General features: G+C 39.3%; 10 protein-coding genes and 1 pseudogene. 9 read left to right on the forward strand and 2 right to left on the reverse strand.

Translation table 11 applies throughout. The annotated features are described in order from the left end of the window. Positions 1-101 precede the first annotated feature (101 nt). Entirely contained in the window at positions 102-1,247 is a 1,146-nt protein-coding gene (locus AC058W_RS15440) for an aldo/keto reductase (protein WP_118411429.1), read from the reverse strand. 290 nt (positions 1,248-1,537) lie between these two features. Beyond that, positions 1,538-2,701: an MFS transporter gene (locus AC058W_RS15445; protein WP_118247168.1), complete on the reverse strand. Its 1,164-nt coding sequence runs from the start codon at positions 2,699-2,701 to the stop codon at positions 1,538-1,540. 333 nt (positions 2,702-3,034) lie between these two features. Here AC058W_RS15445 and AC058W_RS15450 point away from each other — a divergent pair, with 333 nt between their 5' ends. The 9 genes and pseudogenes from AC058W_RS15450 to AC058W_RS15490 all read left to right on the forward strand — a co-directional run. Next, the gene (locus AC058W_RS15450) at positions 3,035-3,979 is read left to right on the forward strand and encodes an AraC family transcriptional regulator (RefSeq protein WP_117676789.1); all 945 of its coding nucleotides are present in this window, start codon (positions 3,035-3,037) and stop codon (positions 3,977-3,979) included. 187 nt (positions 3,980-4,166) lie between these two features. Then, entirely contained in the window at positions 4,167-4,397 is a 231-nt protein-coding gene (locus AC058W_RS15455; RefSeq protein WP_242986832.1) for a hypothetical protein, read from the forward strand. After that, positions 4,351-5,385: a Na/Pi cotransporter family protein gene (locus AC058W_RS15460; protein ID WP_479390278.1), complete on the forward strand. Its 1,035-nt coding sequence runs from the start codon at positions 4,351-4,353 to the stop codon at positions 5,383-5,385. Before AC058W_RS15455 ends, AC058W_RS15460 begins: the two co-directional genes overlap by 47 nt. Beyond that, positions 5,345-5,641 carry a PhoU domain-containing protein gene (locus AC058W_RS15465; RefSeq protein ID WP_479390279.1) on the forward strand — a complete coding sequence of 99 codons (297 nt, stop codon included), beginning with the start codon at positions 5,345-5,347 and terminating at the stop codon, positions 5,639-5,641. The genes AC058W_RS15460 and AC058W_RS15465 overlap by 41 nt, the downstream gene beginning before the upstream one ends. Positions 5,642-5,978: 337 nt before the next feature. Continuing rightward, positions 5,979-7,682, forward strand: coding sequence for a purple acid phosphatase family protein (locus tag AC058W_RS15470; protein ID WP_117676788.1), 1,704 nt, complete (start codon positions 5,979-5,981; stop codon positions 7,680-7,682). 26 nt (positions 7,683-7,708) lie between these two features. Further along, positions 7,709-8,863, forward strand: a complete 1,155-nt coding sequence (locus AC058W_RS15475) for a YibE/F family protein (protein ID WP_117676787.1) — start codon at positions 7,709-7,711, stop codon at positions 8,861-8,863. A 191-nt stretch (positions 8,864-9,054) separates the two neighbouring features. Continuing rightward, the gene (locus tag AC058W_RS15480) at positions 9,055-9,333 is read left to right on the forward strand and encodes a helix-turn-helix domain-containing protein (RefSeq protein ID WP_117676786.1); all 279 of its coding nucleotides are present in this window, start codon (positions 9,055-9,057) and stop codon (positions 9,331-9,333) included. Further along, positions 9,320-9,460, forward strand: coding sequence for a hypothetical protein (locus AC058W_RS15485; RefSeq protein WP_242986828.1), 141 nt, complete (start codon positions 9,320-9,322; stop codon positions 9,458-9,460). The genes AC058W_RS15480 and AC058W_RS15485 overlap by 14 nt, the downstream gene beginning before the upstream one ends. Continuing rightward, a pseudogene (locus AC058W_RS15490) lies at positions 9,430-9,936 on the forward strand (HipA domain-containing protein); the annotation flags it as partial. The gene AC058W_RS15485 and the pseudogene AC058W_RS15490, both read left to right, overlap by 31 nt. Between the last annotated feature and the right edge of the window lie 317 nt (positions 9,937-10,253).

Below are 10,253 nucleotides of genomic sequence, written 5' to 3' on the forward strand. Positions count from 1 at the left end.
GACTTTTGAACTGTCTAAGAAAATTAAAGGGAAAATATTAAAGCAGACAAAATCCGGAGTTTCCGGGAATTGTCTGCTTTTGTATTTACAGAAAAATTTGATTAGCAACCAAATAATTCAGCAGTTTTTTTCATTCGTGCAGCAATCGGAACACCGAACGGACAGCGTGATTCACATGCCTGACATCCGATACATTCGGAAGCTTTATGTTTCAGAAGTTCGTAATGAGACTGTACAGTTGCCGGTACGGCTGGCTGCATAGTTGCAAGATCATAGAATTTATTGATCATTGCGATATCCAGATCGGATACGCAAGGTTTGCAGTGACCGCAGTAAGTACATTCTCCGCGGTAGGAGTGAAGTGGGGCATTTGCAAGTATGGATGCATAGTCTTTTTCTTCCTCGGAAGCGTTTTCGTAAGCTGTGGCAGCATCAATCTGCTCTTTTGTATCATATCCGCACATAATAGAACAGACAGCCGGTCTGGTCAGGGCATAGTGGATACACTGTACTGGTGTTAAGGTTACACCGAACGGAGAACGCTTCTCATCGAACAGTCGTCCTCCGGCGAAGCCTTTCATAACAGTGATTCCGACATCATTCTGCTCACAGACTTTATATAAGCGTGCGCGGTCCGGGTCGATTCCCTTGAGATTTTTGTCAAATTCATCTGCAAACATAGTATCAATATTTTCACTTGCAGGAAGCATATCGAAAGCCGGGTTGATGCTGAAAAGAATCATTTCCACGAATCCGGATTCGGCAGCTTTGACTGCTACTTTAGGGTTATGGGAACTCATACCGATGTGGCGGATCACGCCTGTATTTTTTAATTCTATCACATAGTCCATGTAATCGGAATGTTGAATCTGTTCCCATTCTTCTTCGGAATCTATGTAGTGGATTATGCCAAGATCAATGTAATCAGTCTGCAGTCTTTTTAACAGGTCTTCAAATGCAGGACGGACATATTTCATATCTCTGGTACGGAAATACTGGTTGTCTTTCCATGTAGAACCAATATGTCCCTGAATGAACCACTGGCTTCGGTTTTCTTTGATTCCTTTTCCAATGATATCTCTGGATTTCGGGTCTGCCATCCAGCAGTCCAGAATGTTGATTCCTTTTGAAGAAGCATAGCGGATCAGCTCAATGCTCTCTTCTTCCGGATGACGTTCCAGCCATTCCCCACCGAAGCCGATTTCACTCACCTGAAGATTTGTCTTTCCCAATCTGCGTGTTTTCATTATCGATTTCCTCCTTTATATGCAATAATACATGCATTGCAACATAGTATAGATGCGTCAATACATGTATTATTATTCAATGTAGATATGTTTGACACATACGGAAAACATACCTGTGTATATTACATATTAGTACTTAAAGAGTACTGGAAGTCAAGTGTTTTTGAAAAAATGTCAGTAAAAAACAGTCACAAAATCGACTTTTAAAGTTGCTGTTTATTTTGTACGGAATAGTAGCGTGAGAACAGCAATCTTTTAAAATTAATATCAGGCTTATAGAGTTAAGATTGTTAACGGCTCCTGGAATCGCCTGTTTTAAGTATAATCGTGCATCCTGCCATAAAAGCAAACATAACTGCCATAAAAACCGGGAAGATTTTAGTACCGGTAATGTCTGACAGAAAACCAAAAAGCACCGGTGTAAGCATGATACTCAGGTTTGAAAATGCCATTTCGATTCCGATAATGGACTGGGATGTTTCTTTTTTATAGAGGATGGGGGTTAAGTGAGTCATATTAGGGAAAATCGGGCCGTTACCAAGTCCTACCAGAAAAAGCCCAAGTACTGCAAAGGAAGCAGTATTTGTCAGCAGCAAAATACATACGGCTGCAAGTATAATACTTTCTCCTATGGTGATAATTTTCCAGTCAGAAAATCTCAAGGATAACAGACCAGAGAGAAAACGGCCCAGAGTCATACCAGCAAAATAGAAGGTGATCAATGCTGCAGCCATATCAGCGGATAATCCGATAGTATCAGAAAGATAGGTACTTCCCCAGATCAGACAGGTGGACTCTAAGGCACTGATTCCAACAAATACACCGCAGGAGGCCCATATTTTTTTACGCTTTATCATCTGAAATAGTGGCAATACACAAATATTGTCGTCTTCTTGTTGCGTTGCTTTGACCTTTTTCCATAAAGGCAGGCTGAAAAAGGATAAGAGGGCAATTATAAGCTGGATATAAAAAACAGTTCGATATCCGCCACGCCAGTTCAGGTTGTCTGATAATGCAAGTGACATAAGGTAAGGGCTGACAGTAACACCAACGCCATAAAAACAGTGTAAAAAGCTCATCTGCATTGCATTATAGCGGAGTGCTACATAATTATTTAATGCAGTATCGATAGAACCGGCACCAATTCCTAAAGGAACCGCACACAAACAAAGCCAGAGAAAGTTGTGGGAACATGAAAAACCTAATAAAGCGATTGCGGTAAGACTCGTTGAAAGAGCGGTGACCTTTGCTGTTCCCAGTTTGGCAATGATTCTTGTACTGAAAAGGCTGGACAGAACTGTTCCGGTGGAAATAATTGCTGAAATGATGCTGGCATATGAGACTGGAACATGAAATTCTCCATAAATAGCCGGCCAGGCAGAACCGAGCAGAGAGTCTGGGATTCCCAGACCGATATAAAAAATGTAGATAAAAATAAGTAAAATAGTTGCCATTTTAATATGTTACCTCCGTATCTTTTTGCATTGCTTTTCAAATATCAATATCGTTTGGATATATTATTGTGAATAATCGCTTTTTACGTTACTGTTCACTCCGTTCTCAGTAACGTAGCCAAAATTCATTCCAGATTGCCTGCGGCAATGGAATTTTGGCTTGCATGTCTCGGGATTTTGGCATTTTCATGCCAAAACGCCTCGCGGGATAGTAGCGTGTGAACAGTTACCTTTTTACCAGATAATATCACCTGCTCATAGGCGATTCTATGGTTTATCTGCTCAATTTATGGTATTATTTACCCAAATATAAAAGAAGGAGAGATAAGAGATATGGATACGATACTGCTTGATCATCAGCTTCAGGAAATGTTTCTGTTTGAGGATTCTTCTTTTCCAATAAAATATTATGTAGATAATTTGGAACAGTGGGCGGATTATCAGGTGCCGTTGCACTGGCATTTGGGATATGAGATTTTTTCAGCAATTTATCAGGATATTGAAGTACAGATTGGACAGAAACATCTGCGCCTTTTAAAAGGTGAGTCAATTTTGATCGGAGCTGAACAGATGCACAGTTATCGTATGACAGAAGTTGGAAAATGTTGTCTGTGTCCCAATATTGTATTTGCAGATGAAGTACTTGCACCAATGACAAGTACTGTTTTTAAAAAATATTTTGCGCCTGTACTCAACAACCAGGATTTGCCTTATCTTATTCTTTCTTCAACGGTAGAATGGCAGAAACCGTTATTGAATCATTTGTTTGAGATATACGGACTTCTTTCGGAAAATGAAAATGTTAATGATAATAGTACTGAGCGTTGCGTAATTAAGCCAATAGAATCAGCATGCCCTGAAATTGAAATACATCAAAAACTGATATCCATATTTCAGATTTTGTATTGCCATCAAAATGAACTCTCTCATATAAATTCAAGCAAAGGAAATCAACAGACACAGATAAGAATTCAAAAAATGCTACGCTACATACAGGAACATTTTGCGGAAGAAATTTCACTGGAGAATCTGGCGGATTTTGCAGGTATCAGCAGAAGCGAGGCTGGGAGATGTTTTAAAAAGTACTATGCACAGTCGCCAATGGGGTATGTTACCTTATACCGGTTAAAATATGCTCAGGAACTTTTGGCAAAATCGTCATTAACAATTAACGAAATAGCATATCGGTGTGGTTTTAAAGATAACAGTTATTTTGTTAAAGTATTCAAGAAACACTTGAAGCAGACACCATCGGAATATCGAAAGAAAAATTTATAATGTAATATTTTACAGTAATTTTACCTTATTCAAACCGTAGCGTGATAGAGGGAACCTCTTCTGACTGATACAATTAATAAAGTTGCAAACCAAGAAGCATGAGGAACTTGTATCAGTATTTATTTTACAAATGAACGTGAAAGAAATACCAGAACGTATTTGAAAAGGAAGAGGGAGAAAACAGGTAATGAACGAAAATGTAAAAGTGATTTTTGGACTGATTGGCGGCCTGGCGTTATTTCTTTATGGAATGAACAGCATGAGTGATGCGCTGCAAAAAGCTGCCGGGGAAAAGATGAAAAAGATTCTGGGATTTCTTACGAAGAACCCGGTCATGGGAGCGCTTGCAGGAGCACTGGTCACAGGAAATTATGGGCAGTGTAATGAAACCACTGGCAACCAGTCCGGTTTTTACTGATCTTATGGGAAAAGTTTCTTCCATTCCGGTATTAGGTGTACTTCTTGGTGCGGCGATGACATTGGTAGTGCAGAGTTCTTCTGCTACGATTGCAGTACTTCAGAACTTTGCATCTCAGGCAGGACCGGATGGTGTGACAAGTGTGATAGGTCTGGCAGGAGCGATTCCTATTTTGCTTGGAGATAATATCGGTACTACGATTACAGCACTTCTGGCATCTATTGGACAGTCAAAGAATGCGAAACGTACTGCAATCGCACATAGTATCTTTAACATTTCAGGAAGTTTTGTTTTTGTATGGCTGATTCCGTGGTTTGCGAAATTCGTACAGTATATTTCACCAAAAGGCAACGAAGTAGAGGTAATTTCACGTCAAATTGCGAATGCGCATACGACTTTCAATGTGGTATGTACACTGGTGTGGCTGCCACTGATTCCGTTGATAGTTAAAATTGTAACTACGATTATTCCGGGAAAAGATAAGAAAATCAAGGCAGCTTATGAGCCGAAATATCTGGACAACAAGATGATTGACCAGCCGGTGGCTGCTATGTATCTGGTATCACAGGAACTGGAAAATCTGGCAGGTTTTGCTGCAACTATGCTTACACAGTTAAAAGAAGCGATCAGCGTAGGAAAAACATCTGCCGCATATGATAAATTTAAGAAAAAACTGGAAACTGTACAGCATTTACAGGAAGATGTGACAGAATATATTACCAGACTTTTTTCCAGTGGTAATCTGACAGAACAACAGTCGGAACAGACTGCGGGACTGCTTTATGTGACGAATAATATTCAGAGGATAGCAGATCGATGTCAGGATATTGATGGAATCTGGAATCAGATTGAAAGTAAGGGAATGAAACTTTCTGCGACTGCAAATGAAGAACTGGGAAATTGCATTGCTATCACATGGGATTCTGTTAAACCAGGCGATGGAAGCAGTGAAAGAAGGAAGCTCCGAGCAGGCGGAACAGGTATTTAAGAACAAGAAAAAGATGAACAAGGCGGAAAAGAAGTTTAATAAGGCACATCTGAACAGGGTAAAAGAGCAGAAATGTGATCCTGGATTAACAATGGGCTTTTCCGGAATTCTTTACAATCTGGAGAGAGAAGCAGATAATTGCGTGAGCATTGCAGAAGAAGCACTGGACAATACTGGCTTTGTACAGCTTGGAGAGGACGCCAGAGAATTTGCGATGGATGCAGTGGCAGAAAGTGTTGCGTTAGGCGATAAATAAAATAATTTAAAGTGTATAATTAGTTTGATGGCATTTGTATAAGTTTATTAAAAAAGTACTTCCCATGGTGGAGGTACTTTTTTTATGGGTTGAATCTGGTAAATTTGTTTTGTCAAAATAATTTGGAACAATTACTGACTGTCCCATAAAATGACCTGAATTTCGCGGCTAATATGGTTAATTATACTTCGGATTTTAACAATTATGATTCTATGTTAAGGAATATGTAAATGTCTGTCAAACATAAGGAAAATCTGTTGTTTTTAGAAAATTCGGGTGCTATACTTCATGCGACGACTGAAAAACAAGAATATTTTTTGAAAAGGAGTATATTATTATGAAAAGAAAATTAATTGCAGGTCTTTTAACAGCTCTTTCTATGACAGTGGTTTGTCCGGCAGCATATGCATCTACAGATCATTATACAGACAGCAGCGTGGTTGGTGCTGATTCTGGATGGTCTGACTGGGATGCAGCATGGGAAACAACAGCAGCTGATTTTACAAAGGTATCTCTTACGCCTGGTGCTGATGATACTCAGCTGAATTTCGCATGGTATAGTGAGAAAGGTGACAGCGATGCAACACCTGTAGTTCATTTTGGAACAGATAAAGATAATCTTGAGACATTCGAGGGAACTGCCGGTGACGTAGATCAGAGTCTTACGGGAGATAAGGCTTATGAATATAATCATGTAACAGTTACAGGACTGGAACCGAATACAACTTATTATTACACAGTTGAGAAAAACGGTGAGCAGACAGACGTATGTGAATATAAAACACAGAGTACAGATTCTGTAAAGATCCTTTATGTAGGCGACCCGCAGATTGGTGCTTCCAAAGGTCAGACTCAGAATGGCGCAGAGCTTTCCAATGAATCAGGTGCGGCAAATAAAGCAGCAGAGAATGATGGCTTTTCATGGAATCGTACTCTGAATACAGCACTTGAGGAAAATCCGGATATTAACTTTGTAATCTCAGCAGGTGACCAGGTTAACAAAACAGGTGAAGCAAAAGAGGAAGAATATGCTTCCTACCTGAGTGCTGATGCGCTGAAAGGTCTTGCAGTGGCAACTACGATTGGTAACCATGATTCTTTAAATGAAGATTACATGTATCACTTTAATAATCCGAATAATACAGAGAATGGAAAAACTCAGGCTGGTGGTGATTATTACTACAGTTATGGTGAGGGACTTTTCATTGTTTTAAATACCAATAATTATAACGTGGCAGAACATCAGAAAACAATCGAAGAAGCTGTCAAAGCTTATCCGGATGCAAAATGGCGTATCGTAACCATTCATCAGGATATTTACGGATCTGGTCTTGATCATTCAGATACCGATGGTATGATCCTTCGTACACAGCTTACTCCTGTATTTGATGCAAATGATATCGATGTTGTCCTTCAGGGACATGACCATACATACAGTCGTTCCAAAATGCTTTACGGTGATGGACAGACTCATGGTAAATATGAGTTCAGTCTGAATGCAGATGGAACAGATTATGACTGGGATCATGCTACAAATGTAGATACACAGGAACAGATCGCACTTGCTCCGGAAGAAGGAGATACAGATGCACAGGCTGCACTGGATGCATTCCATCAGGATAATAGCTGCTATACAATCGAAGATGTTGATGGAGATACCGTTACAGATCCACAGGGAATCCTGTACATGACAGCAAACTCCGCTTCAGGTTCTAAGTATTATGAACTTCTTTCCACTCAGCAGGATTATGTGGCAGCCCGCAGCCAGAACTGGCTTCCAAGTTATTCTGTCATTACATTGACAGCAGATGCATTCTCTATTGATACTTACCAGATTACAGATGATGGTAAGGCAGAAGCAATTGATGATACATTTACTATCAAAAAAACGGGCACAGATACTACGAACAATTCCTCAGATACCTCAGACACTTCTGCTGACACCACAGACAGTGACGCTGAAGCATCAGATTCTTCGGATACACCAGCAGATAATGCAGATACTTCTACAGATGCAGTAGCTGAAACATCTGAGAATTAAAAGCAGAATCTGAGAAATCAAATTCTATGAAAAACATAAAACTTACCGGGCTACTTACCAGAAAAAAGGCAGTCCGGTATCTTATTTATTTTTTACTTGTCTGTGTGTTCGCTGTTTTTGTTATCAGGCTGAATCAGGTAGAAAAAACAGAATTGGTGGTTCGGACAGGGCAGACATTTGAGAAAGCGAAAGTGGTGAAAATTCTTCAGGATAATCTGGAGGAAAACGGAACCCGTGTAGGAGAGCAGAAAGTACGTGTACACATGCTTACAGGGGTACGAAAAGGAGAAGAACTTGATATTACAAGTAGTTCTGGGTATTTATTTGGCGCGGCATGCAAACCTGGAATGAAAGTAATCGTTATGCAGAGTGTTGCAGGTGATTCTACAGTTGCCAGTGTTTATACACAGGATAGAGAATCGGTTATTTATATTTTTGCACTTATTTATCTGTTAGCGCTTTGCATGATTGGTGGAAAGCAGGGAATAAAAGGCTGCCTTGGACTTGTCTTTACGTTTTTCTGCGTGATTTTTGTATATCTGCCGCTTGTGTATCTGAAATACTCACCGTTTTGGACCGCAGTGTTTGTATGTTTTATTACGACACTGGTTACCATGTATCTTATCGGAGGTCCTACACGAAAAACGTGTGCCGCAACGCTTGGAACTCTTGCCGGAGTAGTTCTTGCCGGGATTTCCGCATGGTGTTTTAGTAAGGCATCTGGAATTTCCGGATATAATGTATCGGATATTGAGACGTTGATGACTCTCTGGAATACAAATCGCATCCAGGTAGGTGGATTGCTGTTTTCAGGTCTGCTGATTTCATGTTTAGGTGCTGTTATGGATGTTGCAATGTCAATCAGCAGTGCTATTGATGAAATCTATAAACAGAATTCTTCTTTAACAAGAACAGAACTTTTTAAAGCAGGACTGCGTGTGGGACGAGATATGATGGGAACGGACAGTAATACGCTTATCCTGGCATTTGCAGGAAGCAGCGTCAGTACACTTCTTCTTGATTACGCATATGATCTTCCGTATCAGCAGATTATTAATTCAAATAATATTGGAATTGCAATCATGCAGGGGCTTGCAGGAAGTTTCGGAATCGTACTTTCAGTGCCATTTACCGTACTGATCTGTACCGTGCTTTTTCATAAAAATAAACAGCTGGATTAAAATAGGGGAATAATAGCCTTGATTGTTTGGTATGGTCAAGGCTATTGTTATGTTTGAAAATAGTATTCACCTAATTCTAAAACTTGTCATTTTGGATTGTAGATGCTAAAATAATATCAGATAATATATTATATATTATGGATATAAAATGCGAATTTTGAATAAAATATTATCTATAATGAGGTGATAATATGGAACAATTAATATGGGAAACAGCTGAAGAACTAGATCAGAAGTTAGCGCAGCGAGTCAGGAATATTAGAAAAAGACGTTCTATTTCCCAGCAAAGATTAGCATCTATGAGTGGAGTAAGTTATGGTTCAATTAAAAGATTCGAAACGACAGGACAGATATCGCTGGTATCCTTGACAAAGATTGCGATGGCACTGGATATTGCAGATGAACTCAGAAATATTTTTACACAGGTGCCTTATCGAAATATCCAGGAGGTTATAAATGAGTCGAGATAATGTATTACAGGTGTTTTACGATGAAAAACTTGTGGGAACATTGGCTATGACGGCTGAATATAAAACTGCATTTCAATATTGTGAAGAATGGCTTGAGAATGGATTATTAAATTTCCAGCTCATGTAGATGGAGTAAATGCTGGAAAAATGGAATACGAGTATTCTCGGTGCGCTATGCAATGCGGAATTATAATGAGTGAGACAAGATTATTTCCATCTGAGAGATGTAAGGGATATTTCGGTACTAAAAGATTTGATAGAAGATTGGATAAAACAGGGTGTAAAAAAATTCATATGCTGACAGCAGCGGCACTGTTGGAGCTTGATTTTGAACAGCCAAGTCTGGACTATCATAGTTTAATGAAATTAATGAAGATTCTTACCAGGGATAATAAAAATGATGTGGAAAATATGTTCCGGCGTATGTGTTTTAATGTTTTTGCCCATAACAGAGATGATCATTCGAAAAATTTCACATATCTGTATAACGAAACAGAGGATGTATGGAGATTAAGTCCTGCGTATGATCTTACTTACAGTACTACTTATTACGGAGAACATACGACAACTGTTGATGGAAATGGACGTAATCCGGGAAAAAAGAACTGTCCGTAACCGGACTGAAAACACCGGAAATAATAAAAGTAGCTGTATAGCTTTAAAGAGCAAACAGTAGTGGTGCCATGGATGCACCCTGAAAAAGGCGGCATCCCGCCTTAATTCAGATGTTCTGGTAACTTAGTTATCGAGTAATTCACATATAGGCATATAGTAATTTCATATAAAATTATTTCGGTAGTGTTCACACTTATCTACAAGAATTGTCACATGCAACTATCCTTAGCAGTATGACAACTTTGAGGTATATTCTCGTTCATTGTAGTTGGTGAGATTAAGTCAATGGATGTTCTCTGTAATCA

This window comes from Blautia sp. CGZ-1-C1 (genome assembly GCF_056504575.1).

Excerpts from the sequence above, each read along its gene's own strand:
- AC058W_RS15475 (WP_117676787.1), top strand. The coding sequence starts at position 7,709 with ATGAAAAACATAAAACTTACCGGGCTACTTACCAGAAAAAAGGCAGTC.
- AC058W_RS15445 (WP_118247168.1), bottom strand. The coding sequence starts at position 2,701 with ATGGCAACTATTTTACTTATTTTTATCTACATTTTTTATATCGGTCTG.
- AC058W_RS15485 (WP_242986828.1), top strand. The coding sequence starts at position 9,320 with ATGAGTCGAGATAATGTATTACAGGTGTTTTACGATGAAAAACTTGTG.
- AC058W_RS15450 (WP_117676789.1), top strand. The coding sequence starts at position 3,035 with ATGGATACGATACTGCTTGATCATCAGCTTCAGGAAATGTTTCTGTTT.
- AC058W_RS15440 (WP_118411429.1), bottom strand. The coding sequence starts at position 1,247 with ATGAAAACACGCAGATTGGGAAAGACAAATCTTCAGGTGAGTGAAATC.
- AC058W_RS15455 (WP_242986832.1), top strand. The coding sequence starts at position 4,167 with ATGAACGAAAATGTAAAAGTGATTTTTGGACTGATTGGCGGCCTGGCG.
- AC058W_RS15460 (WP_479390278.1), top strand. The coding sequence starts at position 4,351 with ATGGGCAGTGTAATGAAACCACTGGCAACCAGTCCGGTTTTTACTGAT.
- AC058W_RS15470 (WP_117676788.1), top strand. The coding sequence starts at position 5,979 with ATGAAAAGAAAATTAATTGCAGGTCTTTTAACAGCTCTTTCTATGACA.
- AC058W_RS15480 (WP_117676786.1), top strand. The coding sequence starts at position 9,055 with ATGGAACAATTAATATGGGAAACAGCTGAAGAACTAGATCAGAAGTTA.